This is a genomic window from Enemella dayhoffiae, from assembly GCF_002250625.1.
GTDB classification, from domain to species: Bacteria; Actinomycetota; Actinomycetes; order Propionibacteriales; family Propionibacteriaceae; genus Enemella; species Enemella dayhoffiae.
Genome location: NZ_NMVQ01000012.1, coordinates 332,839 through 358,032 on the forward strand (window position 1 = coordinate 332,839; position 25,194 = coordinate 358,032).

Below are 25,194 nucleotides of genomic sequence, written 5' to 3' on the forward strand. Positions count from 1 at the left end.
GTGGTGCTCTGGTGCACGATGTCGGTGCAGCACGGGTCAGTCTAGGAAGTACGCCCGGCCCGCGCGAACGCGTTCCACCCGAATCGGCGTGCGCCGGGTGGGCGCGGTTGCCCCGGTTTGCCATCATGGCTGGCGGAGTCGAGTGGCAGAGAGGTGATTCCAGCGTGTTTCCTCCCGGCTGGCAGGCAATGCTGACCGAGAAGGCCATCCACATCGTGTTGACCGTGCTGTTCGCACTGGTGCTGCGGTGGGCGGTGCACAAGGCGATCCGCAAGGCTATCGACACCGCCGCAACCGGGCGCCGGCGACTGGCCGGTGGCCTCGGCGAACGGGCCAGCACCGTGCTGGCCAGGAGCCAGCAGGGCACCCAGGCCCGGGCCCGGCAGCGCACCGAGACCCTGGGCACGGTGCTCGCCTCGGTGTTCGATCTGGTGCTGGTAATCGTGGTGGTGCTGATGGTGTTGAGCACCCTCGGCATGTCGGTCGGGCCGGCGCTGGCGTCGGCCGGGATCGGCGGGCTGGCGCTCGGGTTCGGCGCGCAGAGCCTGGTCAAGGACCTGATCTCGGGGGTGTTCCTGATCTTCGAGGACCAGTTCGGGGTGGGCGATTTCGTCACCGTGAACGGCATCCAGGGCACCGTGCTGCGGGTCGGCTTCCGGGTCACCCAGCTGCAGGATCCGAGTGGGGAGATCTGGTATGTCCGCAACGGCGAGGTGACCAAGGTCGGCAACCAGACCCAGGGGTGGTCCTCCAGCTTCGTGCAGATCCCGGTGAACATCTCCGAGGACCCATTTCGGGTGGTGCGCATCCTCGAGGAGGCGGTGGCCAGCCTGGACGAGGAGCCCGAGTGGCGCGAGCAGATGCTGGACACCCCGCAGGTGCTCGGGCTGACCAACTTCAACGACCGGCTGATGAACTTCACCGTGCTGGCGAAGTGCCCCGGCAACGAGCAGTGGGCCGTGGAGCGGGAGATCCGCGCCCGGGCGATGACGGTGCTGCGCGAGGCGGGAATCCGCTCCCCCGGCCTGCTGGTCGAATCGCGCAGCTTCGACCGGGTTGCCGTCGACGAGGACTCGGTGCTGCGCTCCACCCGACGCAGCTCACTGTTGCGCCGCCGTCGGCCTGCCGAGGTCGGGGTGAACAGCGGCCAGGCCGACGAGAACCCGAACGCCGACGAGCACTGAGTCGGCAGCGGTCTCAGCGGCGCTGGGCGGTGGCGGAGGCGTACAGGCAGACCGCGGCCGCGGTGGCCAGGTTGAGGCTCTCGGCGCGGCCGAAGATGGGCACGGCGACCTGACGATCGGCCAGCACGGCGTGCTCGGGCGGCAGCCCCCACGCCTCGTTGCCCATCAACCACACCGTGGGGCGGGCGAGTGCGCCACTGTCGGCGAGGACGTCGAGGGTGTCCTGCCCGCCGCCGTCGGCCGCCAGCACCTGGAACCCCTTGTCCCGGAAGAAGTCCAGGGTGTTCGCCAGGTGGGCGCCGGTGACCACCGGCAGGTGGAACAGCGACCCGACCGAGGCGCGGACCACCTTGGGGTTGGTCACCTCGACCGAGTCTGCGGTGAGCACCACCGCGTCGGCACCGAACGCGTCGGCGCAGCGGATCACGGTGCCGGCGTTGCCCGGGTCCCGCACCTGGGCGCACACCACGACCAGCCTCGCAGCCGCTCCGAGGTCGTCGAGGGTGCCCTCGGTGTGCTCGCAGATCGCCACGATCCCCTGCGGAGTGGTGGTGTCGGTGATGGTGGCCAGCTCGGCCGCGGTGACGGCGTACGCCCGGACGCCGGCCCTGCGCGCTGCCACCAGCAGCGGCTGCAGTCGCTCGTTGCCGTCGACGTGGAACAGTTCGCGGACCCGTGCGGGGTCGGCGAGCGCCTCGCGGACGGCCTGGGGTCCCTCGGCCAGGAACAGCCCGGTGTTCAGTCGCTGCTTGCGCTGCAGCAACCGACGAGCCGACCGGAGCCGCCCCTGTCCGGGGCGGTCACCGGCCGGCTCGTGCGAGGAAACTCCAGCTGGCAAGGCAATGCCGCGGCTCAGGCGGCCGCGGTCTCACCCTGGTTGGCGCGCGACACCTCGACCAGGGCGGCGAACGCCTTGGAGTCGGAGACGGCGAGCTCGGCCAGGATCTTGCGATCCACCTCGACGCCGGCGTTCTTCAGGCCGTTGATGAACCGGTTGTAGGTCATCCCCTCGGCGCGGGCGGCCGCGTTGATCCGCTGGATCCACAGCTTGCGGAAGTCACCCTTCTTCGCCCGGCGGTCGCGATAGGCGTACACCATCGAATGGGTGACCTGCTCCTTGGCCTTGCGATAGAGGCGGGAGCGCTGGCCGCGGTAGCCCGAGGCCTGCTCAAGAACTTCACGGCGCTTCTTCTGCGCATTCACAGAACGCTTCACGCGTGCCATGGGTTACTCCTTGTTCATCGGTTCGGGATCTCCGGACCGGGGTTGGTTCGTGGGTGGTGGTGGCTTCGACAGGCTCAGCCAGCCTGGGTGACCTACTTGCCGAGAAGCTTCTTGGCCTTCTTGGCGTCGCCCTTGACCAGCACGGCGTCGCCGTCCAGACGACGGGTACGCGTGGTCGGCTTGTGCTCGTTGAGGTGCATCTTGCCGGCCTTGCGGTGCATGACCTTGCCCGACCCAGTGATCTTGAAGCGCTTCTTGGCACCGGAGTGCGTCTTCATCTTCGGCATCTGCCGCTCCTTCTGTGCACACAGGGATCTGCTGTGCATGGTTGCTTCCCGACGGCAGCCTGTCCGCCGGGTGACCACTGATCGATGATCAGAGATCGATGTCGGGGTCCATGTTGTCCGCGGGCCCCTTCTTCTTCGCTTTCCGCTCCTGCTGGGAGGCCTGCCGGCGACGCTCCGCCTGCATCGCATCCTCCGCCTCCTGGTCGGCTGTGCGCGCTGCCGCCCGGGCGTCCTTCTCCGCCTGGACGTCGACGCGAGCCTCGGTCTTCTTCTTGGTCGGACCGAGCACCATCAGCATGTTCCGGCCGTCCTGCTTGGGCGCGGACTCGACGAAACCGAACTCCTCGACGTCGTCGGCCAGCCGCTTGAGCAGGTTGAAACCGAGCTCCGGGCGGGACTGCTCCCGGCCCCGGAACATGATGGTGATCTTCACCTTGTCCCCGGCCTTGAGGAAGCGCACGACGTGACCCTTCTTGGTCTCGTAGTCGTGCCCGTCGATCTTGGGTCGGAGCTTCATCTCCTTGATCACGGCGTTGGTCTGGTTCCGTCGGCTGCTGCGGTCCTTCTGCGCGGCCTCGTACTTGAACTTGCCGTAGTCCATGAGCTTGGCCACCGGCGGTCGGGCCATCGGGGCGACCTCGACCAGGTCGAGATCCGCCTCTCGGGCCAGCCGCATGGCGTCCTCGATCCGAACGATGCCCACCTGCTCGCCGGCAGGGCCGACGAGGCGGACCTCGGATACACGGATACGCTCATTGATGCGCGGTTCGGTGCTGATGTGTCCTCCTGGGTTGTCCTGCGACCCGCTTCCACGGAACCGCACCGGGAAACCGAAAAGGCCCCCGCGTGAGCGGAGGCCTGGAGGACGCCCGAGGAACCGCCGGAAGGCGGCGTACCCTCTGCGCGGACCCGACGACCGGAGGCCGTGCGGGTGGGAGACCAGGTCCCCACTTGTGCGGATCCGCCGAAGGCGGATCATTCGGCGTCCATGATAGTCGACACCGTCTCGGAATGCGAACTGCAGGAATTGTTCAGGGCGTACGCGTGGCCAGCCAGCCGAAACCGCCGTCCTCGAGTCGGACCAGGCGGCGGCTCTCGGCCAGGTTGGCCAGCACCTCCCCGTCGATCACCAGCGGGTGCGGCCCCTCGAAGTCGACCAGCAGGGTGCTGGCCCGGGACTGGCGCGCGGTGTCGGCGACCACGTCGAGGGTGGCCGGGATCGGCCGGGCGCGATCGTTCCACCGCGACAGCGAGTCGGTGCCGGTGAAGGCGAGCATCGCCGTGCCCAGAGTGGGGTGCTTGAGCAGCACAGCGGCCATCTCGGCCTGCCGCTGCGGGTCGTGGGTCATCGTCTCGTCACCGGTGGAGACCAGCGGTACCAGCAGCCGCGAGCCGCACAACCGCGCCACCGCGGCCAGGTAGTCGGTCGGCTGGCCGGTCTCGGCGGCCAGGCCGAGGGCTCGGCGTACCTCTTCGTCGGCCCGGCCGTCGTCGCTGGCGTAGTGCTCGGAATAGCCGCCGAGGCTGCGACCGGCTCCGTTGAGCTCGTGGCTGGGGTGCTGGTGGGTCTGCTCGTCCGACATGGTCAGTGAGCCTAACGCGCCGTGGCTGCTCACTGCTTCCAGTAACCGCAGAAGGTGACCTCGTCCTTGGCCCAGCCGCGCTCGCGGACCAGGTGGCGGCGTACCCCGGTGGCCAGCCCGGACTCCCCCACGGCGAAGGCGTAGCGGTCCTGGTCGGGCAGGGTGAGCGCGGCCAGTTCGCGGAGCAGTTGCTGGCCCGGACGACTGCCCGGCGGACGTACCAGCCACTGCACCGCCACCCCCGCGGGTGCGGTCACCGGCTGGGCGTCGGCCAGGTCACAGACCTCGATCAGCGCGTGAGCGCTCGCCGAGGCGGGCAGGTCACGCAGCACCCCCAGCACGGCCGGCAGCCCGGTCTCGTCGGCGCACAGCAGCAGGTTGGTCGCCGTCGGCTCCGGCCACCCGCAGCCCTGGTCGAGCAGGGCGACCCGGTCACCGGCGGCGGCCGCCTGGGCCCACGGCCCGGCCACCCCGTCGGTGCCGTGCACCACGAAGTCGATGTCCAGTTCACCGTCGTCGGCCCGCCATTCCCGCAGCGTGTAGCTGCGCACGGTCGGGCGAAGCCGGGCCGGGGTGGCCATCATCCTCAGATAGCTGGCCCGGGTCATCCGCTCGGGCACGTGCTCGAGACTGCGTTCGTCGGCGGTGGGCAGGAACAGCCGGACCCACTGGTCGAAGCCGCGCCACTCGAGCCGCGCCAGGTCGGCACCGGTCAGGGTGACCCGGTGCAGGTTGGGTGAGATCCGGACGGTGCGCGCCACCTCGGCGCGCATCACGCCGGAGGCGGCGTGGGTGACGGTGATGTTGGTCATCGCGTCTCCCCCGACCGGCCGTGACGGACCGCGACCACGGTGGCCAGCAGGGCCAGCCCCACGCAGCCGAACAGCACGTTGCGATAGCCGAGGCTGCCGGCCAGATAGAGCAGCCCGGCACCGAGCAGATAGCTCGCCACCATCGCGACCGCGGCCAGCACGGTGAAGTCGCTGCCCTCGGAGCCCGATCGGGTCATCGACATGTTGACGGTGTAGACGAGGGTGCTGGCGGCGGCCATCGCCGCCACGAAGACGCTGAGCACCACGATTGTCGCCACCAGTGGTGCCTGCGCCGCGACCAGCGGGACGAGCGCCAGCACCGCGCCGGCGTTGAGCAACCCGACCACCAGCAGCACCCGTCGTCGACCGAGGCGGGCGACCAGCGGTCCCATCGCCAGCGAACCGAGGGCCGCCGGGGCGGCGAGCAGCATCCCGAGCACCCAGCCGAGCCGGCTGAGCGACCAGCCTGCGTCGGTCAGCAGCGGCGAGAGCAGAGGGTACGCCGCGGTACTTCCGGCGAGCAGCAGCGGCATCACCAGCAGGCCCCAGCGCAGGCCACCGGGCTGACGGAAGACGCGGACCAGCGCGGCGTACGCACTGCCGAGCCGCGGCGGGGGTCCGTCGGGAAGCCGTTCGCGGTGCCGCAGCACCAGCGGCAACGGGGCCAGCGAGAGCACGGTGAGGGTGATCATCGCCGGCACCCAGCCGAAGCGGTCATAGACGAGCACCACGACACCGCCGCCGAGCACGTTGCCGACCCACTGGGCGGCGTTGGCGATGCCGTTGGCCAAGGTGCGGGTGTCGTCGGTGACGGCGCGGGCGGTCAGCCCGTCGGCGGCGATGTCCTGGGTGGAGGTGATCAGCGTGTAGACCGCGATCAGCGCGCCGAGCAGGCCGAGGTGCTGGTGCGGCTCGGGGATGGCCACCATCGCCAGCCCGGCCAGTGCGAGCAGCGGCTGCAGGATCAGCAGCCAGGTGCGGTAGTGCCCGAAGCGGGTGTGCCCGAACCGGTCGATCAGCGGCGCCCAGAGCGGCTTGAGCGCCCAGAAGATGCCGGCCGCGCTGACCGCGGCAAGGCTCTCCAAGGAGGCACCCCGTTGCCGCAGCATCGCGGTCAGCCCGACGTAGATGAAGCCGACGCCGAGGTACTGGGTGATGTACAGGGTGGACACCAGCGGGAAGATCCCTCGGGCGCCCGCCTCGGTGCGGGTCCTCGGCCGGTCGGCCAGATCGGTCACGGATCCTCCATCGGGAAAATTGATTAGGTGAGCCTAAACTTATGCTTCCCGTGGAGGCTGTCAAGAGGGGCGTACGCCGCCCGAGCGGCTCAGGCGCCCCGCCTGCGCTGCACCAGCAGCGCGGTGCCGAAGACGAGCAGCCCAAGCATCGACAGGCCGGCGCCGACCCAGCTCGGGGCGGTCCAGCCGAGCCCGGCGCTGATCACCAGCCCGCCGAGCCAGGCGCCCAGCGCGTTGGCCAGGTTGAGCGCGGCGTGGTTGCTCGCCGCGCCCAGGGTGCGTGCTCCCCCGGCGGCCCGCATCAGCCGCAGCTGCAGGCCGACCACGAACAGCGAGGCGGAAACGCTGATCCCGAACACGGTCACCACTGCGGCGATCGGGTGGGCCGCGGTCTGGGTGAACACGGCGAGCAGGATCCCGTTGCTGATCAGCCCGATCACGATGGTGCGCGCGACCGACCAGTCGGCCAGCCGCCCGCCCAGGCCGGTGCCGATGAACATGCCGATTCCGTACACCAGCAGGAAGAGCGGGACCATCGACTCGGCCAACCGGCTCACCTCGGTCACCGTGGGGGCGATGTAGGAATACATGGCGAACATGCCGCCGAATCCGGCGGCGCCGGTGAGCAGGGTGAGCGCGACCTGCCAGTTGGCGAACTCCCCGACCTCGCGGCGTACCGTGCGGGTGCGGTCGCTGTGACTGCGCGGCACGAAGCAGGCCACCATCGCCAGCGACAGCAGGCCGATCCCGGCGACCAGCAGATAGGCGCTGCGCCAGCCGACTGCCTGGCCGAGCCAGGTGGCGAGCGGGACGCCGACGATGTTGGCGACCGGGATGCCGAGCATCACCCGGCCGACGGCCCGACCGGCGCGTCCCGGTGGGGCCAGGTCGACCGCGACCAGGGCGGCCAGGCCGAAGAAGGCGCCGTGCGGCAGTCCGGCGAGCACCCGCGAGGCGACCAGCAGGTCGTATCCCGAGGCCGCGGCGGCGGCCAGGTTGCCGACCACGAACAGCGCCATCTGCAGCAGCAGCATCCTGTGCCGGGCGTGCCGCGCGCCGAGGACGGCGAACAGGGGTGCGCCGACGACGACGCCGATGGCGTACGCCGAGATCACGTGACCGGCGGTCGGGATGGAGACCCCGATGCCGTCGGCGATCTGCGGCAGCAGGCCCATGCTGACGAACTCGGCGGTGCCGATCGCCAGGCCGCCGATGATCAGGGCGAGTTCGGCGGCGGCGATCCGGCCGCGGGACAGCGTGCTCGGATCGGTTCCCGGGGCGGGCGGAGTCAGTCGTCGAATCATGGTTGGTGCAGTCATCGTGATTACTTCCAAAGACGTGCGGTGACTGCCATCCTCGCCAGCCCGGACGTGTGCGACAACGCGGGCGCGGTGTCGTGCTATTCCGGGTTCCCGGGGCTTTCCCTGAGGCGCCCGGCGATATCGCGGGAGATGATTCGATGCTCGCCGGCCACACCAGTCGGGATCTCGGGGATTTCTCCGGGAACCGGTACGCCGGCCCCGTGGCCGACGCGTGGGAGACTTGGCCCATGGACCCCAACACCGCTCTGCTGCCGCTGTGCATCGCCCTCGGCGTGCTCGGGCTGATTCTCGCCGTCCTGCTCTGGATCCGCGGCCGCCGCGGGCGGGCGCTCCAGGCGCTCGGCTTCGCCGCGCTGCCGGTGGGGCTCTATCTCACCGGCCTGCTGCGGATGCTGTGGGACGCCGTGGTGGCGGTCGCCCGCTGGGCCTCTTCGGTGGTGTTCAACACCACCATCTGGACCGGCTTCGGACTGATCGGCCTGGCCGTGGTGCTCTGGGTGGTCGGCGGCATGGTCGCCCGACGGAACCACACCCGGCGGGCCGTGGAGAAGGCGAAGGGCGGTGGCGCGGTCGAGTCGCCGACCCGTCGCGGAGGTGCCGGTGCGGCCGCCGGGGCGACCGCCGTCGGTTCGGGGTCCGGCACCAGGCCCGCGGCCAAGGCGTCGGGGGCGAAGGGCAAGGCCGCCGCCGACCCCGAGGAGGACGAGATCGAGGCGATCCTGCGCTCCCGCGGCATCGAGTGAACCGATGCCCGCAGGTCAGCCGACGGGGACCTGCCGGGCAGGTGCCGAGGTGCGCTGCGAGCCGGGGGTCGGGGCCGACTGCAACGCCTTGCGCAGCGCCAGGAAGAGCAGCACGAACCCGGCGGTGAGCATCATGTGTCCGAGGCCGGCGATGCCCGCGAACGCCTTGCTGGTCAGGGGATTCCCGAGCACGGTGAAGGTGCCGCGGACCAGCATCATGGCCCCGGTGACCAGCACTCCGGCGTTCCACAGCCCGAAGAACCAGCCGAACGTGCGGCTCTGCGAGAGCCGGAACACCTGCTCCAGCACCAGCACGAGCAGCATCACCAGGGTGCCTAGGGTGAGGAAGTGGGTGTGGCCCAGCCCAAGCTGCGAGGTTCCGGTGAACCCGTGACTGCGGGTGAGTTCGCGGTAGTAGAGACCGGCGGCGAGGCCCAGCACGGTGTATCCGGCGGCGGAGGCGTACAACTTCTTCATGCGGACCAGTCAACCGGCGGGGAAGCGCCGATCCATCAATCCTTCGGTTGATTCCGGTGGGCGGCCAGCAGTTCCCGGAGCCGGTCGACCGCGGCCCGGGTACGCCGACCGTCGACGGTCTGCAGGGCGAGCATCGGCACCCGGCTCGGATCGTCGGGGTTGTCGGTGAGGATCAGATGGGCCCAGGACGCACCCGGTCCCCAGCGCACGTCCTCGACCTCGTCCCAGCTCAGCCGCCGACTGAGCACGGCGTTGCGCACGGTCAGCCCGCTGGGGTCGGCGGTCACCGTGGACAGAGCCATCGCCATCATGATCGCGATCCCGCCGCCGGCGATCGCCAGCAGGGTGATCACCTGGAAGGCGGTGAACCGGGCCCGGACGTCCGCGCCGATGGCCCACCAACCCAGCAGCAGGCCGAGCACGATCACCGCCGAGAGGCCACCGGCCCAGATCAGCAGCATCCGCGGGCGGAACATCTCGGGCCGGGCTCCCGGCGTACCGGATCCGGCGGTCACAGGCGACAGGCGGCGATGTCGGTGACCAGGATCGCGCGGGCGCCGAGCTCCCACAGGTCGTCCATCACCTGCTGGGCCTGGGCGCGACGGACCATCGCCCGCACGGCCACCCAGCCCGACTTCGCCAGCGGGGACACCGTGGGTGATTCTAGGCCCGGCGTGAGCGCCGACGCCCGGTCGACCAGCTCGGCCGGGCAGTCGTAGTCCATCATCACGTAGTTGCGCGCCACCAGGACGCCGGACAGTCGGCGTACCAGCAGTTCCAGGCCCATCGGCTCAGGCAACTCGGCCCGCTGGATCAGGATCGCCTCGCTGTGCATGATCGGCTCCCCGAAGACATCCATCCCGGCCTGGCGCAGCGTACGCCCGGTCTCGACGACGTCGGCGATCACGTCCGCCACCCCGAGCCGGATGGCGCTCTCCACGGCACCGTCGAGCTTGATCAGCCGCGCCTTGACGCCCTGCCGTTCCAGGTACGCCCCCACCAGGCCCGGGTAGGAGGTGGCGACCCGCTGACCCGTCAGCCCTTCGACCGTGTGTCCCGCGCCGGTCGGCCCGGCGAAGCGGAACCGGGTCCCACCGAACCCGAGGGCCAGGACCTCCCTGGCCCGCGCCCCCGAATCGAGCAGCATGTCGCGGCCGGTGATGCCGACGTCCAGGGTGCCCTCCCCCACGTACACGGCGATGTCACGCGGGCGCAGGTAGTAGAACTCGACGTGGTTCGCCTCGTCGGTGAGCACCAGCTCCTTGCTGTCGCTGCGCTGGCGGTAGCCGGCCTCGCGAAGCATCTGGGCGGCCGCCTCGGACAGCGCCCCCTTGTTGGGGACCGCGATCTTCAGCGTGGGACGTTCGGTGCCGTTGGCGGAGTTCACGGCCGCCAGCGTAGTCGGGATGCTCACAGGTGGGCGTACACGTCCTCGAGGTCGAGATCGAGCGCGATCATCATCACCTGCAGGTGGTAGAGGAGCTGGCTGATCTCCTCCGCCGCCTCCTCCTTCGACTGGTATTCGGCGGCCATCCACACCTCGGCGGCCTCCTCGACCACCTTCTTTCCGATGGCGTGTACGCCGGCATCGAGGCGCTGCACCGTCGACGACCCCTCCGGCCGGTTGCGCACGGTCTCGGTCAGCTCGGCGAACAACCCCTCGAAAGATTTCACGCTGGCTAGTCTAAGGCGGCTCGCGCGCAGGGTGCCCAATCCCCGATGTTCAGCGCAGTCGTCGAATCCTCGCGGTGACTGGGTTGGTATGGACTTCGAGACGCGGGATTCTCCTTGGTGGCCTCCAGATCGGGGGCGCCCTGCCAGACGCTCCCCGCCCTGCGCGCGAGCCGCCCAATCAAGAACGCCGCTTGAAGATTGTGGAGCCGGAGCCGAGGCGTTCGACGAGCATCTCGTCGGCGTCGTCGCCGTGATGGGCGTCGGTGGGGTTGTCGGCGTCGGCGGTCGAGGGGTCGGAGGCGATCAGGGCGTTCACCCACCGAGCACGGGGATCGGCGTCGACCAGGACCGCCTTGAGCAGCAGCGTCGCCGGCAGGGCGAGCAGGGCACCCAGCGGACCCAGGACGAGGGCCCAGATCAGCAGCGACACGAACACCACGCTCGGGGTGAGCCCGACGGCGTCCCCGGTGAACTTCGGCTGGATGATCGACTGCACCACGAAGTTGGCGACGCAGTAGATGACCACCACGATGATCGCCTCGGTCGGCCCCTTGGCGAGCAGCGCCATCAGCGCCGGCGGCATCAGACCGATCACGAACCCGATGTTGGGGATGTAGTTCGTCAGGAACGACAGCACCGCCCACACCAGCGCCAGTGGGACGCCGATGACCACCAGCGCCACCCAGTCGATGACGGCGACGATCAGGCCGAACACCGTGGTGACGATCCAGTACTGCCGCACCCCCTCGCCGAAGGAGACGAGGGCCTCGGTGAGCTGCGGGTGGTACCTGCCCGCCCGCCGCAGCCGAGCCCCGAAGCCGACCGAGTCCATCATCAGGAAGAACACGGCGGTGACCACCACGAGCAGCACCGACAGCACGCCCTGCAGGTTGGCCAGCACGTCGGTGAGCACGCTCACCACCGACTGCGGGTCGATCGCCTTCACCTGCTTGGTCAGCTGGTCCTCGGAGATCCCGAAGCGTGCCAGCAGGTCGACCACCTGGCCCCACAGCGCGAGGAACTTTTCGCGATAGGCGGGCAGTTCGGTGATCAGCAGGGTGATCGACCAGCCGATCGCCCAGAAGAAGGTGAACAGGATCGCCAGCACCACCAGGCCCGCCACGACCGCGGCCGCCCACTTCGGCACCCGCTTGCGGACCAGCCAGGACTGCAACGGCGACACGGCGAGCACCAGGTTGAGCGCCAGGAACAGCGGCGCGGCGTACGCCTTGAAGCTGCCGAGCTGGTTCAACAGCAGCAGGCCGATGGCCAGCCCGAGCAGGATCAGCAGGACCCGGGGCAGCCCCGAGCGCGGCTGGTCCGGGCGGGACGCGGCCGCTTCCACGCGGCTCACCGAGGCGCCGGTCCGTGGACCAGGCGTACGCCCAGGAGCGCGTCGGCCAGCGCGGCGACCAGACCCGGGGCGTCGGTGTCGTCCCCGTCGACGTCCAACGACGCGGCCGCCCAACCGTCGATCGCGGCCAGCGCGGCCGGCGCGTCCAGATCGTTCGCCAGGGCTCGGCGTACCTGATCCAGCACCTCGGTCGCCGGCAGCGTCGCCGGCAACGACACGGCCTCCCGCCAGGTCGCCAGCCGCGAGGTCGCCTCGGTCAGCTGTTCGTCGGTCCAGGACCAGTCGCCGCGGTAGTGGTTGGCCAGCAGCACCAGCCGGATCGCCATCGGGTCCACCCCCTCGGCGCGCAGCCGCGACACCAGCACCAGGTTGCCCTTGGACTTGGACATCTTCTCGCCGTCCAGGCCGACCATCCCGGCGTGCACGTACGCCTGGGCGAACCGCTTCCCGGTGGCGGCGTACGCCTCGGCGGCGCTCATCTCGTGGTGCGGGAAGATCAGGTCGGAGCCGCCGCCCTGGACGTCGAACTCGCTGCCCAGGTAGTGCTCGGCGATCGCGGCGCACTCGATGTGCCAGCCCGGGCGCCCCTCGCCGAAGGGGCTCGGCCAGCTCGGCTCCTCGGGGCGGGCCAGCTGCCAGACCAGGCAGTCCAGCGGGTGCCGCTTGCCGGGTCGGTCCGGGTCCCCGCCGCGCTCGGCGAAGGTGGCCAGGGCCTGCCGCTCGTCGAGGTGGGAGATGCTGCCGAACTCGGGATCACTGTGCACGGCGAAGTACCAGTCGGCCTCGCCCTCGGTGGCGGCGTACACCTGCGCGGCGTCGAAGCGCTGCAGCAGCTCGGTGACCAGCGGGATCGACTCGACGGCCCCGATGTAGTCGGCCGGGGGCAGCACGTTCAGGGCCCTCATGTCGGTGCGGAACAGTTCGGTCTGCTCGGCGGCCAGCTCACGCCAGTCGAGGCCGGTGTCGCGGGCCCGCTCCAGCAGGGGGTCGTCCACGTCGGTCACGTTCTGCACGTAGTTGACCCGCAGCCCGCGGTCGCGCCAGACCCGGTTCAGCAGGTCGAAGGCGACGTAGGTGTTGGCGTGGCCCATGTGCGTGGCGTCGTAGGGGGTGATCCCGCAGACGTAGAGCCGGGCGGTGCCCGAACCCGGTGCGGTCTCCACCAGTCCCTGGGCCGCGGTGTCGTGCACCCGGATCGGGGGCAGCTCGACGCCTGCGGCGGGCAGGGTGGGCAGATCCGGAACGGTCCAAGCGCGCATGGGGTCGAGCCTAGCGAGCGTGACCGACCGGCACCTATTCGTCCCAGCCGCAGAACCCGATCGGGGGTCTGACGCGTCGGTTGGTCATGCAGTCCCGCCAATCCGTGTCTCGCCGCGCCCTGTTTGCCGCCGGGCTGGGTGTCGCCGCGCTGACCGCCTGCGGTCGATTCGGCGACGCCCCTCCCCCCGCCGGTCAGCCACCCGGCGTACGCCTGCTCGCCGAGTCGCCCGGCAGGCACGTGACCGCTCCCGTGGAGTTCTGGTCCGGCGCCGAGCAGGTGCGCTGGGCCCTGCGGCACCGCTTTCACTGGGAACCGGACCTGCTCGCGACCCTCGACCCCGATCAGCACGCGATCCTTGGCCTCCCCTACGGCGGTTGCGCCGTGCACAGCCCCCGGCTGGTGGTCGACAGCACCCGGGTCGCGGTGGCGTTCCGGCGGCCCGAGGATGACGGTCGGCAGATCGACTGCGTCGCCCACACCTACCGCACAGCCTGGTTCCTGGCTCCCTGGTCGGTCCTGCCACAGTCCTTCTCCGTCGCCTCCCCCCGCTCACCCGAACTGCGGGTGCACGATCGGGTTCGGGTGTCTCCGCTCGAACTGCGTGCGCTGCGGTCGACCCAGCTGGCCGTTGAGCACCCCAGCAGACTCGCGCCGGTCACCGACCAGGCGGAGTTCGAGCGACTCCGCGGCGCCGGCCTGCTGGACAACGTGAGCTGGACCGGACGGGAGGGACTGCTGTTCCAGGCGGTGGTATGCCTCAGCAGCTCACCCGAGAGCCGACCGGTGCACCTGGTGCTGGATGGTGAACGGCTGCACCTGTCCGGGGCGACAAGCCGCACCGAGGGAAAGGCGTACGAGCTGGTCTGGGACGTGCCGGCGGTACTGCTGCCCCGCCAGGTGCTGCTGGAGGGTGCCGGCGCCCCCCTCCAGGTGCGCTGAGTCGGTTCACAGCGGCGGCCACGGGATCGACGGCCAGCCGCCCCGCGGCAGCGGGAAGTGTCCCTCATCGAGCAGCTCGGCACAGCGCAGCTCGTACGCCACCACCTCGTCGGGGGTGATCAGCTCACCGAGCTCATCGACCACGGCCACTGCGTCGCTGACCAGTTGCCGTTCGGCCTCGGTCAGCTGCTCCCCACCCCAGCCCCACAGCACCGTCCGCAGCTTGGGATCGGTGTGGAAGCAGAGGCCGTGGTCGACCCCCCAGGTGCGGTTCGGCGTACGCAGGATGTGCGCACCCTTGCGGTCGGCGTTGTTGATCACCGCGTCGAACAGCGCCATCCGGCGCAGCTGCGGGTCGTCGGCGTGCACCACCGCCACCGGCCGGTCGTGCGCATCCACCCCCTCGACGACCTCGAACCAGCCCTCGGGCACCCGGCCGGCCGGCACAAGGTCGACCGGGTCGTCCAGCTCGGCGGTCCCGTCCTCGCCGTCGCTGACCTCGATCCACCGCTGCAGCGATCCCGGACCGAGCGGGCCGTCGACGATCACAGTTTCCGGGACCAGGTCGAAGCCGGCCGTCGCCGAGACCTGGTACGCCGCCAGCTCGCGCTGGGCGAGGGTGCCATCGGGGAAGTCCCACAGCGGCCGCTCCCCGCGCACCGGCTTGTAGACGCACAGCATCGGGTCGCCCCCCGGCGGGGTCAGCTCGCACAGGAAGGTGGCGTTGGAGGCCTGCACCAGCCGTCCGGTGACGGTCAACTCGGCCCCGGACAACCGCGCGGCGAAACTGGGCTCACTCATGGCCGATTCCGGGTCAGAACAGCGGCCGCCGATAACCGTTGGCGCGGGGGCAGATGTGACCGTCCGGGTCGATCGGCTGCAGGCAGAACGGGCAGGCCGGCCGCCCGGCGGCGATCAGCGCCTGGCTACGGGCGACGAAGTCGCGGGCCACGGTGGGCCGGATCCGCACCACCAGCACCTCGCCGGCGCGCTCGGCCTCGGCCTGGGCGGCCTGCTCGGCGGAGGTCTCGTCGTCCAGCTCGAGCTCGTCGTCGTCACCCTCGGTCACCGAGAACATCTCGATCACGATCTTCTGATCCGCCGGATCCCAGGCGATGGTCATCGTGCCGACCCGGAACTCCTCGGTGATCGGGGCGTCCAGCGGCTGGTTGTCGTGCGCCACCTCGCGTTGCGGTGGTACCTGCACCATGCCGCCGGTCAGCCGGCCGACCTCGCCCAGCACCCGGTCGAGGTGCTCGGCCAGCACCGACACCTGCTGCTTCTCGCAGGCGACGCTGGTCAGCCGGTTGCCCTCGCGCGCCTGCAGGAAGAAGGTGCGATCACCCGGCTCGCCGACCGTACCGGCGACGAAGCGGTCAGGGGTGTCGTAGCGATGCTCGACGATGGCCATACGGTCAGCCTACTCACTGCCCCGCGGTGGGGCTGTTCCCTTCCAACCGGGGCGGAGGGTCGGTGGCTTCGTCGGCCGGGGCGGTGGTGCTGCCGACCGGGGCCGTCGGGCCGGGTTGCTGGGCGTGGGCGCCGAGGCCGCCGCCGACCGCGGCATCGGGGTCGCCCTCGGCCGGCGGGATCAGCGAGGCCAGCGGGCCGGTGGTGGAGTTCATGGTGACCACGTAGGGCCGGCTCTCGGTGTAGCGGATCACCGACACCGAGGCCGGGTCGACCATGATCCGCTGGAACGAGTCGAGGTGCAGCCCCAGCGCGTCGGCCAGGATCGCCTTGATCACGTCCCCGTGCGAGACGGCCAGCCAGGCCGCCCGGTCACCGTGCTCGGCGTGCAGCCGGCGATCCCACTCCCGGACGGTGTCGATCGCCCGCGCCGACAGCTGGGTGAGCGCCTCGCCGCCGGGGAAGCGGGCCGCCGACGGTTGCCGCTGCACCGTCTGCCACAGGTCGTGGCTGGCCAGCTCGGTCAGCTTGTGCCCGGTCCACTCGCCGTAGTCGCACTCGGTCAGCCCGGGCTCAAGGGCCGGGGTCAGCCCGCGATCGCCGAGCAGCAGCTCGGTGGTCTGCACGCAGCGCTGGATCGGCGAGGTGACCACCGCGGCCAGGGGTACGCCCGCCAGGCGCTCCCCCACCGCGCGGGCCTGCTCCTGCCCGGTCTCGTCGAGCTCGACGCCCTCGGCCCGCCCGGCGAGTACGCCGGCGGTGTTGGCGGTGGAGCGGCCGTGCCGGACCAGAAAGAGGGTCGTCATGGGCCCGAGGATACCGACGCCTGCTGGGGCGTGCCTGATCGCGGCTCAGACCGCCGGCCGACCCGGGGCGACCATGGCTCGGCCCACCGGCCGGACCTGGCGCGCCGATGCCCTACCGATCGGTCCGCGGGTCTACTGTTTCCGAGGCATCATCAGCGGTCGAAGGGAATCATCGGATGGATTGGCTGGACGCCATCGTGCTGGGCATCGTGCAGGGGCTGACCGAGTTTCTGCCGATCTCCTCCAGCGCGCATCTGTCGATCGTCGGGCAGCTGCTCGGCGGGGTCGACCCGGGCGCGGCGTTCACCGCGATCACCCAGCTCGGCACCGAGACCGCGGTGGTGATCTATTTCGCCCGCGACATCGGCCGGATCATCAAGCAGTGGGCACTCGCGCTGGCCGGCAGGGTGCCGCGCAACGACCCGGGCGCCCGGATGGGCTGGCTGATCATCGTCGGCTCGATCCCGATCGGTGTGCTCGGCGTGCTGTTCGAGAAGGCGATCGACCACAACCTGCGCAACCTGTGGATCACCGTCGCCATGCTCGCCGGTTTTGCCATCGTCATTGCGATCGCCGACCGGGTGGCCCGCAACGAGAAGACCCTGGACCAGCTCAGCTGGCGCGACGGCCTGCTCTATGGCCTGTTCCAGGCGATGGCGCTGATCCCCGGGGTGTCCCGCTCCGGCGGCACCATCGCCGGCGGTCTGCTGATGGGTTACCGGCGCGAGGCCGCCGCGCGGTATTCGTTCCTGCTGGCGATTCCCGCGGTCTTCCTGTCCGGGTTGTACAAGTTGAAGGACGTGGCCGGTGACCCGACGGCCTCGTGGGGGCCCATCATCGTGGCCACCATCCTGGCGTTCGGCATCGGCCTGGCGGTGATCCACTGGCTGCTGCGCTTCGTCAGCAAGCACAACTTCACCGTCTTCGTCGTCTATCGGCTGATGCTCGCCGCGGTGGTGTCGGTGCTGCTGCTCACCGGTGTGCTGCACCCGCTCGCGCAGGGCTGATCCGCGGGCGTTGAGCGGCGGCGTACGCGTCGCACGGTCATCCCCGCCGGAGTTTCGTTAGGGTCGACGCCATGCAGCTGCGCACGGTGGGACGCTCGGGACTCGAGGTGTCGGAGTTCGGTCTCGGCACGATGACCTGGGGGCGGGACACCTCCGCCGAGCAGGCGCGGCAGCTGCTCACCGACTTCGCCGAGGCTGGCGGAAACCTGGTCGACACCGCTGCGGCGTACGGCTCCGGCGAGGCCGAGCGGATGCTCGGCGAGCTGACCCGGGTGGTTCCGCGCGAGGAGCTGGTGATCGCCACCAAGGCCGGGTTCGTGGTGCGCGACCGGCAGCGGGTCGTCGACACCTCGGCCCGTGCCCTGTTGACCGACCTGGAGGGGTCGCTGCGGCGGCTGCGCACCGACCACGTCGACCTGTGGCAGGTGCACGCCTGGGGCAGTGCCCCGCTCGAGGAAACCCTTGCTGCGCTGGATCAGGCGGTGTCCTCGGGCAAGGTGCGCTATGTCGGGGTGTCCAACTTCATCGGCTGGCAGACCGCTGCCGCGGCCACCTGGCAGCGCGCCGTGCCGGGCCGGGCGCCGGTGGTGTCGAATCAGGTCGAATATTCGCTGCTCGCGCGGCGGGCCGAGGTGGAGATCCTGCCGGCGGTGCGGGCGGTGCAGATGGGCTTCTTCCCGTGGTCACCGCTGGGCCGCGGCGTGCTGTCCGGGAAGTATCGCCACGGCACTCCGCGCGATTCCCGTGCTGCGTCGCATTTCGCCTGGTTCACCGAACCCTATCTGGACGCGCGCAGCCGGGCGGTGGTGGAGGCGGTGGCGCGGGCTGCCGACGGGTTGGACCTGACGCTGAGCCAGGTGGCGCTGGCGTGGGTCCGCGACGCGCCAGGGGTGACCGCTCCGCTGCTGGGGGCGCGTACCCCTGAACAACTCACCGGCTGCCTGGCGGCGGTCGGCGTACGCCTGCCCGAGCAGATCGCCTCAGCCCTGGACGACGTGTCCGGCGGGCCGATGCGCGGCCGCGTTGGCGACGACCGACTGACCAACCCGTGACTAGAGGGTCGGGCGTACCCGGATGATCTTGCGGCGTACCCAGACGTCGCGGGTGCCGTCGCGATAGCGACGCAGCCGCACCAGCTCCCAGCCGCCGTATTCGGCGCGGTCGGTGAGCAGCCGACGGACCGCGTTGCGGGACCAGTCACGAGGGATCCGGACCTGCTCCACCTCGTATTCGATCGGGGTGCGTATGTTCACGCGATCTCCTGGCTCATGCCATCTCCAAGAAGTGGTCGAGCACCCGGGAGCCGAACTCCAGCGACTCGGTCGGCACCCGTTCGTCGATCCCGTGGAACATGCCGACGAAGTCGAGCTCGGGTGGCAGTTTCAGCGGCGCGAACCCGAAGCAGCGCACGCCGAGCTTCGACCACGCCTTGCCGTCGGTGCCGCCGCTCATCAGGTAGGGCACCGCGCGGGCCCCGGAATCCTCGGCCAGCAAGGACTTCTGCATCGCCTCGACCAGGTCGCCGGCGAACTCGGTCTCCACCGCCGGGTCGTGCACGACGTATTCCATCCGGACCTTCTCGCCGAGCAGTTCTCTCATCGTGGTGCGGAACTCCTCCTCGCCACCGGGCACCACCCGCCCGTCCACCCCGGCGGTGGCCTGACCGGGGATCACGTTCACCTTGTAGCCGGCGTCCAGCATCGTCGGGTTGGTGGTGTTGCCCATGGTGGCGCCGACCATCCGGGAGATGGATCCCAACCGGGACAGGGTTTCCTCGACGTTGTCCAGGTCGAGCTCGATCTCCAGCGCCTCGGAGACCGCGTCGAGGAACGCCTGCTGGGCGCTGGTGATCCGATAGGGCCACTGGTACGCCCCGATCCGCGCGACGGCGGCGGCGAGCTCGGTGACCGCGTTGTCGTGGTTGCGCATCGACCCGTGACCGGCGGTGCCGTCGGCGATCAACTTCAACCAGGACAGGCCCTTTTCGGCGGTCTGCACCAGATAGAGCCGCAGGTCGTCTCGGATGGTCAGCGAGAAACCGCCCACCTCACCGATCGCCTCGGTGCAGTCGGCGACCGTGTCCGGGTGGTGCTGCACCAGCCAGGTCGCGCCCAGGGTGCCGCCGGCCTCCTCGTCGGCGGTGAACACCAGCCGGATCGGGCGCCGGGTGGGCCGGCCGCTGCGTACCCGGTCGCGAACCACGCTGAGCACCATCGCGTCGAAGTCCTTCATGTCGACCGCGCCGCGGCCCCAGACGCAGCCGTCACGCACCTCGCCCGCCAGCGGGTCGACCTGCCAGTCCGCGGCGTTGGCCGGCACCACGTCGGTGTGCCCGTGCACCAGCAGCGGCGGCAGGCCGGTGTCACAGCCGGGCGGTTCCCAGTGCGCGACCAGGGTGGTACGCCGCTGCTCGGACTCGAACAGCTCGCAGGAGATGCCCACCTCGTCGAGCTTTCCGGCGATGTATTCCGCGGCGTCCCGCTCCCCCGGTCCGGTTCCGGTGCCATCGTTGGTGGTGTCGATGCGGATCAGCTCGTGACACAGCTGCACCACCTCGGCGTCGGGGGCGCTGGGCTGTTCGCTCATCGGAATCCTCTCCAGGTCAGCGGCTGAGCACGACCTTGAGCCGACCGGTCTGGGCGGCGTTGGCCCGATCATAGGCGGTCTGCACCTGCTCGAGATCGTCCATCGCGAACTTGTCGGTGGTCAGCACGCTGGCCAGCTTCGGGTCGTTCTGCAGATAGGCGTCCGCCTTGCGCAGCATGTTCTGGTGATCCCGGGTGAGGCCGGAGATCAGGGTCAGGTCCTTGTGCAGGAAGTCGAAGAAGTTCAGCGACTGCGACGGATCATCGGGTACGCCGAAGCCGAAGATGGTGCCACCGCTGGCCACCGCGGTGATCGCATCGTTGAGGGTGTAGGAGTTGTGCCCCACCGCCTCCACGATCAGATCGGGACGGTCGGCGTCGCCCAGCCGAGCCGCCCAGTAGTGGCTGTTCACCTGCAGGAATTCCTCGACCCCGAACGCCTCGGCGGCCGCGCTGTGGTCGATCGGGTCGATCCCGGTGACGTGCGCGGCCCCGGCCTCCTTGAGCAGTCGGGCGAACATCAGCCCGATCGGTCCCTGGCCGAGCACGGCGACCCGCTTGCCGCGCACGTCGCCGAGCCGCTGCACGGCGTACAGCACGCAGGCCAGCGGCTGCAGGTTGATCGCCACGTCGGGGGTCCAGCGTTCGTCGTAGCGCACCACCTCGTGGCCGGGGGTGATCACGTAGGGCCGCAATCCCTGGTAGTTCAGCGACCAGCCGACGACCCTGTCCCCCACCTGGTGGTGCGGGTCGCGGGTCGCGACCACCTCGCCGAGGATCTCGTGCATCGGCGTACCGGGGGTGGAGATGAAGCCCTCGTTGGCCTTGCCGAAGTCGCGGCCCCCGGCCACCCGGTCACCGATGTTGCCGCGGAAATAGGGGATGTCGGAGCCGCAGATCCCGCCGGTGATCATCTTCAGCAGCACGTCACCCGGCCCGAGCTCCGATTGCTGCGGCTTCGCCACCTCGTCGACAGCGAAGCGCATCGGTGCCTGCAGCGAGAACGTCTTCATCGATTCAGCCATGAGACCCAGTCTGCCCCCGCTCCCCTGCCGAGCGCGCCGCACCCCAACGGGCAAACGCTTTCGCGTCGCGGGGCCAGAGTTGCTATAGTTCATGCGCTGTGCCGACGAGATCGGCCAACACCCTGTCCGGGTGGCGGAATAGGTAGACGCGCTAGCTTGAGGTGCTAGTGCCCGTTATAGGGCGTGGAGGTTCAAGTCCTCTCTCGGACACCACTGGAAAACCCCGCCTGACCGCGCAATGCGCGTCAGGCGGGGTTTGCCGTTTCCCAGGGTTTTCGGCGCTGCGTTCGGGCCACCCTTCGCGTACCGAACGTCACCTCGCGGCTCGAACGCCACTCAGCGGCTCACCGGTGAGCCGCGAAGTGAAACCCGAGCCGCGAAGTGGGGTGGGTCCGCGAGTGGGCCGCAGCCCTCAGCCCCGCCGACGCCGCAACAGCATGGCGGCTCCGGCGAGCAGGCCCACTCCGAGCAGGCCCAGCCATCGCTCCGGCCCACCGGTCGCCGGCAGCGGGGCAGGCTGGCTCGGCGCCGGCTGCACCGGCGGGGCGGCGGAGCGGGCGACGGGCTCGGGCTCGGGCTCGGCGACGTGGTCGGCGGCAGCTGGATCACGGTCGTGGTGGTCGCGCAGGTGCTGCCAGACGACGCTTGAGGGCCGTGCGGGCGCTCCTGTTGTATAAAACTGTTCAGACCACCCGAATCATGCCACAGCCGGCCCCGCGTCGTTGACGAATCAGTTCAAGTCTATTTGTCGATAATCCTGTCCTACTGGGAATCTCGGCGGTTGGTGGTCATCGCCGTCGGGTCCACCCAGCGATCGAAGTCTTCGCCGTCGACTCCCTCGGCCAGGGCCGCCTCGCGCAGGGTGGTGCCCTCGGCGTGCGCCCGCTTGGCGATCTTCGCGGCGGAGTCATAACCGATGTGCGGGTTGAGCGCGGTGACCAGCATCAGGTTGGACTCGAGGTTGGCCTCGATGCGTTCGGTGTTCGGCTCGATTCCGGTCGCGCAGTGCACGGTGAACGATCGGCACCCGTCGGCCAGCAGCCGGACGCTCTCCAGCACCGCGTGCACCATCACCGGCTTGTAGACGTTGAGCTCGAAGTTGCCCTGGCTGCCCGCGAACCCGACCGTGGCGTCGTTGCCGAAGACCCGGGTGGCGACCATGGTCAGCGCCTCGCACTGGGTCGGGTTCACCTTGCCCGGCATGATCGAGGAGCCGGGTTCGTTGACGGGGATCAGCAGTTCACCGATCCCGTTGCGCGGACCGGAGGCGAGCCAGCGTACGTCGTTGGCGAGCTTCATGCAGGCTCCGCCGAGCGTGCGCAGGGCCGAGCTGACCGCGACCAGTCCGTCGTGGGCGGCCAGGGCTGCGAACAGGTTGTCGGCCTGGCGGAACTCCAGCCCGGTCTCGGTGGAGATCTCCGCCGCCGCGGTACGCCCGAAGTCCGGGTGGGCGTTCAGGCCGGTGCCCACGGCGGTGCCGCCGATGGCGAGCTGGCGTACGCCGTCCTCGGCCGCCCGCACCCCCGCCAGGGCCGCGTCCAGCTGGGCGACCCAGCCGGAGATCTCCTGGCCCAGGGTGATCGGGGTGGCGTCCTGCAGGTGGGTCCGGCCGACCTTGACCACCTCGGCGTACGCCTTCGCCTTCGCCGCGAGCACGTCGCGCAGCTCGGTCACCGCCGGATAGAGCCGCTCGGTGAGCTCGAGCGCGACCGCGATGTGCATCGCCGTGGGAAACGTGTCGTTGCTGGACTGGCCGCGGTTGACGTGGTCATTGGGGTGCACCGGGGCCTTCTCCCCGCGGCGCCCGCCGGCCAGTTCGCTGGCCAGGTTGGCGATCACCTCGTTGGCGTTCATGTTCGACTGGGTGCCCGAACCGGTCTGGAACACCACCAGCGGGAACTCCTCGTCGCGCTCCCCCGCGATCACCTCATCGGCCGCCCGCTCGATCCAGCGGGCCAGTTCGGGGTCGAGCTCGCCCAGCTCGGCGTTGGCACGGGCGGCCGACTTCTTCAGCACGCCGAGGGCGCGGATGATCGGCCGTCCCCAGACGAACGCCGGTCCGCCGATGTCGAAATTCTCCAGGCTGCGTTCGGTCTGGGCGCCCCAGAGGCGCTCGGCCGGCACCTCGATCTCGCCCAGGGAGTCCCGCTCGGTCCGTGTCCGTTGACTCATGGCTCCACGGTACGCGGTGGCTTCGACAGGCTCAGCCCACGTTCAGAAGGAGAGCGCCTTGAAGAACGGGAGCAGGGCGACCATCAGCCCGGTGCTCATCCAGAACATGCCGAACACCATGGCGAACTCCGCCAGTGCGCCGAGCCGCGGGTTGCCCACCTCGTAGTGCCCGTGGCCCGCGGCCCGGTGGCCGGCGTGATCGGCGATGTCGGCCCCGGGCCGGATGGCGTTCTTGATCGCCAGCACCGAGGCGGCCAGCAGATAGGTCATGAACGGGATCCCGATCACCGCGGCCACCCACATCACCTGGGCCGGATCACCGTTGGTGCCGCCCATGCCCGGCTGCTGGGTCAGGTGGCCGGTCGGGGCGTGCCCGGCGTGCCCACCGTGCCCGGCGTGCTCACCGCCGGACATCCCGCGCGGGCTCATCGCCCACGCCATCGCCGCCATCGCGGACAGGTGCCAGGCCATCGCACCGAACATCCCGCCGTGACCGAAGGCGTGCCAGGCGTGCCGCCGCAGCGAGGGTTCGCGCCGACCGAGCGTACGAACCCCGAGCCCGACGAACCACAGGGTGACCAGGCCGAAGAAGACCGCGAACGCCGAGCCCGGGATCACCGAGGAGACCGGCTTCCACAGCGAGCGCGGCACCATGCACAGCATCACCAGTGACATCACCAGGTGCAGCAGGTTGGACACCAGGGTCATCCCCGACTGGCGGCGGGCCAGCTGATAGAGCGACCAGGCGGTGGTGAACGCGAACAGCACCAGCAGGCCGACGAACTTGACCGGGGTGTCGGTGAGGGAGAACAAGCAGACTCCTAGCTCAATGGCCCCCCTTCGGGGCCCGCACCACCGTAGCCGAAGTCCGGCGGCTCCTCGCACCGTGCGGCATGATGCCAGCATGCATCCCGCGAGCACTGGCACCGTCTCGCGTGCACCGACCGGGGCGCGGGTCGCCGCGGTCGATGTGACCCGCTACCTCGCCCTGCTCGGGATCATGGCCAATCACATCTGGGGCACCGGGATGGTCGCGCGGGCGCTGTGGGATCTGCACGCGATCGCGTTCACCTGGCTGATCGGGGTGGGTTCGGCGTACGCCGTTCCGGCCCGTGGGCGACCCGGCCGCGGACGGGCCGTGGCGGGGGTCGCCCTGCGGGCGCTGGTGCTCGCCGCCGCCGGCTGGACCCTGGAGGACCTGCAGGCGGGCACCGTCTCGGTGGTGCTGGTCCGGTTGGCGCTGATCACCGCCCTGGTCGGGGTGGTCGCACTGCTGCCGGATCGCTGGCTGCTGGTTCTGGTAGGGCTGCTCTGGGTGGGCTCGACCACGCTCGGCTGGCTGCTGATGGCGTACCTTCCCGGGGCGTTCCACGCCGGCACCGGGTGGCGCTCGCTGCTGCATCCGGGCACCTGGCCCTATCAGTTGTTCCATCCGTACTATCCGGTGCTGCCCTGGCTCGGGGTGGCGTTGCTCGGGTTGTGGGTGGCCCGCCGGCTGCGGTTCGACCGGCCGCGGGACCTGGTGCGGTTGGGCGTCGGGGGTGCGGTGCTGGCCGGGGCCGGGCTGCTGGTGTCACTGGCGCTCATCGCCTGGTTCGGGCATCCGGAGCCGTATTCGCTGGCGTTCCGCTCTTTCGGGGAGTTTCCGATGCTGGCCGCCGACTGGCGCTGGTTGCTCGGGGTCGGGCCCTATCTGCCGTCGGCCCCGAGCCTGGCCGTCTCCAGCGGGGTGGTGATGCTGCTCACCGCGCTGATCTCGGCGGTGTGCCGGCTGCTCGGCGACCACCACCCTGCGGTACGCGTGATGGCGATCGTCGGGGCGATGACGTTCACGGCCTATTTCGCGCACGTCCTGCTCACCCGGGCGGCGCGGGCCGGCGTACAGGCCCACCTGTTGCCGGGATCGCCGCTGCTGCACTGGCTGGTGCAGGTGGTGCTGCTCACCGCGGCGCTGTGGGCGTGGCACCGCTGGATCCCCGGACGGCTCGGCAAGGGCCCCCTGGAGTGGCTGTCCCGCGCCTTCGCCGCGGCGGTGCTGGACCGGGTCGCACCCCAGAAACGCAGCTGACGGCCGCACCGGCGCCCCCGCCC

The 25,194-nt window shown here is 70.3% G+C and carries 29 protein-coding genes and 1 tRNA gene; 7 read left to right on the forward strand and 23 right to left on the reverse strand.

All coding sequences use genetic code 11. The annotated features are described in order from the left end of the window. Window positions 1–188 precede the first annotated feature (188 nt). Window positions 189–1,184 (forward strand): mechanosensitive ion channel family protein, encoded by a 996-nt coding sequence (locus tag CGZ93_RS09535; RefSeq protein ID WP_176451708.1) that lies wholly within the window; start codon window positions 189–191, stop codon window positions 1,182–1,184. A 13-nt stretch (window positions 1,185–1,197) separates the two neighbouring features. Here CGZ93_RS09535 and CGZ93_RS09540 read toward each other — a convergent pair whose 3' ends face one another. From CGZ93_RS09540 to CGZ93_RS09575, 8 genes are all read right to left on the reverse strand, one after another. Continuing rightward, the gene (locus CGZ93_RS09540) at window positions 1,198–2,028 is read right to left on the reverse strand and encodes a TrmH family RNA methyltransferase (protein ID WP_407643940.1); all 831 of its coding nucleotides are present in this window, start codon (window positions 2,026–2,028) and stop codon (window positions 1,198–1,200) included. Window positions 2,029–2,036: 8 nt separating this feature from the next. After that, the gene (gene rplT, locus CGZ93_RS09545; RefSeq protein ID WP_094363872.1) at window positions 2,037–2,408 is read right to left on the reverse strand and encodes a 50S ribosomal protein L20; all 372 of its coding nucleotides are present in this window, start codon (window positions 2,406–2,408) and stop codon (window positions 2,037–2,039) included. A gap of 92 nt (window positions 2,409–2,500) precedes the next feature. Beyond that, window positions 2,501–2,695: a 50S ribosomal protein L35 gene (rpmI, locus tag CGZ93_RS09550; RefSeq protein ID WP_094363873.1), complete on the reverse strand. Its 195-nt coding sequence runs from the start codon at window positions 2,693–2,695 to the stop codon at window positions 2,501–2,503. An 88-nt stretch (window positions 2,696–2,783) separates the two neighbouring features. Beyond that, the gene (infC, locus tag CGZ93_RS09555) at window positions 2,784–3,518 is read right to left on the reverse strand and encodes a translation initiation factor IF-3 (protein WP_094363874.1); all 735 of its coding nucleotides are present in this window, start codon (window positions 3,516–3,518) and stop codon (window positions 2,784–2,786) included. A 208-nt stretch (window positions 3,519–3,726) separates the two neighbouring features. Continuing rightward, on the reverse strand, window positions 3,727–4,278 hold the full coding sequence (locus tag CGZ93_RS09560; RefSeq protein WP_094363875.1) for an SseB family protein: 552 nt from the start codon (window positions 4,276–4,278) through the stop codon (window positions 3,727–3,729). Window positions 4,279–4,307: 29 nt separating this feature from the next. Beyond that, complete coding sequence (locus tag CGZ93_RS09565) at window positions 4,308–5,090, reverse strand: siderophore-interacting protein (protein ID WP_094363876.1); 783 nt, start codon at window positions 5,088–5,090, stop codon at window positions 4,308–4,310. Beyond that, on the reverse strand, window positions 5,087–6,328 hold the full coding sequence (locus CGZ93_RS09570; RefSeq protein WP_176451709.1) for an MFS transporter: 1,242 nt from the start codon (window positions 6,326–6,328) through the stop codon (window positions 5,087–5,089). Before CGZ93_RS09570 ends, CGZ93_RS09565 begins: the two co-directional genes overlap by 4 nt. Window positions 6,329–6,417: 89 nt before the next feature. Beyond that, a complete protein-coding gene (locus CGZ93_RS09575) occupies window positions 6,418–7,647 on the reverse strand; it encodes an MFS transporter (RefSeq protein ID WP_094363878.1) in 1,230 nt (409 codons plus the stop codon). A 230-nt stretch (window positions 7,648–7,877) separates the two neighbouring features. Here CGZ93_RS09575 and CGZ93_RS09580 point away from each other — a divergent pair, with 230 nt between their 5' ends. Further along, complete coding sequence (locus CGZ93_RS09580) at window positions 7,878–8,393, forward strand: hypothetical protein (RefSeq protein WP_094363879.1); 516 nt, start codon at window positions 7,878–7,880, stop codon at window positions 8,391–8,393. A 15-nt stretch (window positions 8,394–8,408) separates the two neighbouring features. Here CGZ93_RS09580 and CGZ93_RS09585 read toward each other — a convergent pair whose 3' ends face one another. From CGZ93_RS09585 to mshC, 6 genes are all read right to left on the reverse strand, one after another. Continuing rightward, window positions 8,409–8,870: a DUF2871 domain-containing protein gene (locus CGZ93_RS09585; RefSeq protein WP_094363880.1), complete on the reverse strand. Its 462-nt coding sequence runs from the start codon at window positions 8,868–8,870 to the stop codon at window positions 8,409–8,411. A 35-nt stretch (window positions 8,871–8,905) separates the two neighbouring features. Continuing rightward, window positions 8,906–9,385, reverse strand: a complete 480-nt coding sequence (locus CGZ93_RS09590) for a PH domain-containing protein (protein WP_141211156.1) — start codon at window positions 9,383–9,385, stop codon at window positions 8,906–8,908. Then, entirely contained in the window at window positions 9,382–10,257 is an 876-nt protein-coding gene (hisG, locus tag CGZ93_RS09595; RefSeq protein ID WP_267489727.1) for an ATP phosphoribosyltransferase, read from the reverse strand. Before hisG ends, CGZ93_RS09590 begins: the two co-directional genes overlap by 4 nt. 23 nt (window positions 10,258–10,280) lie before the next feature. Continuing rightward, entirely contained in the window at window positions 10,281–10,544 is a 264-nt protein-coding gene (locus CGZ93_RS09600) for a phosphoribosyl-ATP diphosphatase (RefSeq protein ID WP_094363882.1), read from the reverse strand. A 178-nt stretch (window positions 10,545–10,722) separates the two neighbouring features. Then, on the reverse strand, window positions 10,723–11,898 hold the full coding sequence (locus tag CGZ93_RS09605; RefSeq protein ID WP_176451710.1) for an AI-2E family transporter: 1,176 nt from the start codon (window positions 11,896–11,898) through the stop codon (window positions 10,723–10,725). Then, window positions 11,895–13,157: a cysteine--1-D-myo-inosityl 2-amino-2-deoxy-alpha-D-glucopyranoside ligase gene (gene mshC / locus CGZ93_RS09610; RefSeq protein ID WP_094363884.1), complete on the reverse strand. Its 1,263-nt coding sequence runs from the start codon at window positions 13,155–13,157 to the stop codon at window positions 11,895–11,897. Before mshC ends, CGZ93_RS09605 begins: the two co-directional genes overlap by 4 nt. A gap of 86 nt (window positions 13,158–13,243) precedes the next feature. Between mshC and CGZ93_RS09615 the strand changes: the two genes are divergently transcribed. Next, window positions 13,244–14,098: a hypothetical protein gene (locus CGZ93_RS09615; protein WP_094363885.1), complete on the forward strand. Its 855-nt coding sequence runs from the start codon at window positions 13,244–13,246 to the stop codon at window positions 14,096–14,098. A gap of 6 nt (window positions 14,099–14,104) precedes the next feature. Here CGZ93_RS09615 and CGZ93_RS09620 read toward each other — a convergent pair whose 3' ends face one another. From CGZ93_RS09620 to CGZ93_RS09630, 3 genes are read right to left on the reverse strand one after another with little or no spacing between them, the layout of a single operon-like run. Then, window positions 14,105–14,899: an SCO1664 family protein gene (locus CGZ93_RS09620; protein ID WP_094363886.1), complete on the reverse strand. Its 795-nt coding sequence runs from the start codon at window positions 14,897–14,899 to the stop codon at window positions 14,105–14,107. Window positions 14,900–14,912: 13 nt separating this feature from the next. Beyond that, on the reverse strand, window positions 14,913–15,509 hold the full coding sequence (locus tag CGZ93_RS09625; protein WP_094363887.1) for a DUF3090 domain-containing protein: 597 nt from the start codon (window positions 15,507–15,509) through the stop codon (window positions 14,913–14,915). Between the two features lie 13 nt (window positions 15,510–15,522). Next, window positions 15,523–16,314, reverse strand: coding sequence for a histidine phosphatase family protein (locus tag CGZ93_RS09630; RefSeq protein ID WP_094363888.1), 792 nt, complete (start codon window positions 16,312–16,314; stop codon window positions 15,523–15,525). Between the two features lie 176 nt (window positions 16,315–16,490). Between CGZ93_RS09630 and CGZ93_RS09635 the strand changes: the two genes are divergently transcribed. Next, a complete protein-coding gene (locus CGZ93_RS09635) occupies window positions 16,491–17,321 on the forward strand; it encodes an undecaprenyl-diphosphate phosphatase (RefSeq protein WP_094363889.1) in 831 nt (276 codons plus the stop codon). A gap of 71 nt (window positions 17,322–17,392) precedes the next feature. After that, window positions 17,393–18,373 (forward strand): aldo/keto reductase, encoded by a 981-nt coding sequence (locus tag CGZ93_RS09640; protein WP_094363890.1) that lies wholly within the window; start codon window positions 17,393–17,395, stop codon window positions 18,371–18,373. On the opposite strand, the gene CGZ93_RS09645 is transcribed toward CGZ93_RS09640, so the two are convergent. The 3 genes from CGZ93_RS09645 to CGZ93_RS09655 are packed head-to-tail and all read right to left on the reverse strand — an operon-like array spanning window position 18,374 to window position 20,931. Continuing rightward, the gene (locus CGZ93_RS09645) at window positions 18,374–18,574 is read right to left on the reverse strand and encodes a DUF5703 family protein (protein WP_094363891.1); all 201 of its coding nucleotides are present in this window, start codon (window positions 18,572–18,574) and stop codon (window positions 18,374–18,376) included. 13 nt (window positions 18,575–18,587) lie between these two features. Next, window positions 18,588–19,907 (reverse strand): M20/M25/M40 family metallo-hydrolase, encoded by a 1,320-nt coding sequence (locus tag CGZ93_RS09650; protein ID WP_094363892.1) that lies wholly within the window; start codon window positions 19,905–19,907, stop codon window positions 18,588–18,590. A gap of 16 nt (window positions 19,908–19,923) precedes the next feature. After that, a complete protein-coding gene (locus tag CGZ93_RS09655) occupies window positions 19,924–20,931 on the reverse strand; it encodes a zinc-dependent alcohol dehydrogenase (protein ID WP_171196022.1) in 1,008 nt (335 codons plus the stop codon). A gap of 124 nt (window positions 20,932–21,055) precedes the next feature. Here CGZ93_RS09655 and CGZ93_RS09660 point away from each other — a divergent pair. Beyond that, window positions 21,056–21,144: transfer RNA gene (locus CGZ93_RS09660), tRNA-Leu, on the forward strand. A 199-nt stretch (window positions 21,145–21,343) separates the two neighbouring features. Here CGZ93_RS09660 and CGZ93_RS20070 read toward each other — a convergent pair. The 3 genes from CGZ93_RS20070 to CGZ93_RS09675 form a co-directional block, all read right to left on the reverse strand. Continuing rightward, entirely contained in the window at window positions 21,344–21,469 is a 126-nt protein-coding gene (locus CGZ93_RS20070; RefSeq protein WP_407643934.1) for an LPXTG cell wall anchor domain-containing protein, read from the reverse strand. A gap of 224 nt (window positions 21,470–21,693) precedes the next feature. After that, a complete protein-coding gene (gene fumC, locus CGZ93_RS09670) occupies window positions 21,694–23,103 on the reverse strand; it encodes a class II fumarate hydratase (protein ID WP_094363895.1) in 1,410 nt (469 codons plus the stop codon). Window positions 23,104–23,145: 42 nt separating this feature from the next. Continuing rightward, window positions 23,146–23,916 carry a DUF5134 domain-containing protein gene (locus CGZ93_RS09675; protein ID WP_176451711.1) on the reverse strand — a complete coding sequence of 257 codons (771 nt, stop codon included), beginning with the start codon at window positions 23,914–23,916 and terminating at the stop codon, window positions 23,146–23,148. Between the two features lie 91 nt (window positions 23,917–24,007). On the opposite strand from CGZ93_RS09675, the gene CGZ93_RS09680 reads away from it, so the two are divergent. Continuing rightward, window positions 24,008–25,171, forward strand: a complete 1,164-nt coding sequence (locus tag CGZ93_RS09680; RefSeq protein ID WP_094363897.1) for a DUF418 domain-containing protein — start codon at window positions 24,008–24,010, stop codon at window positions 25,169–25,171. Window positions 25,172–25,194 lie beyond the last annotated feature (23 nt).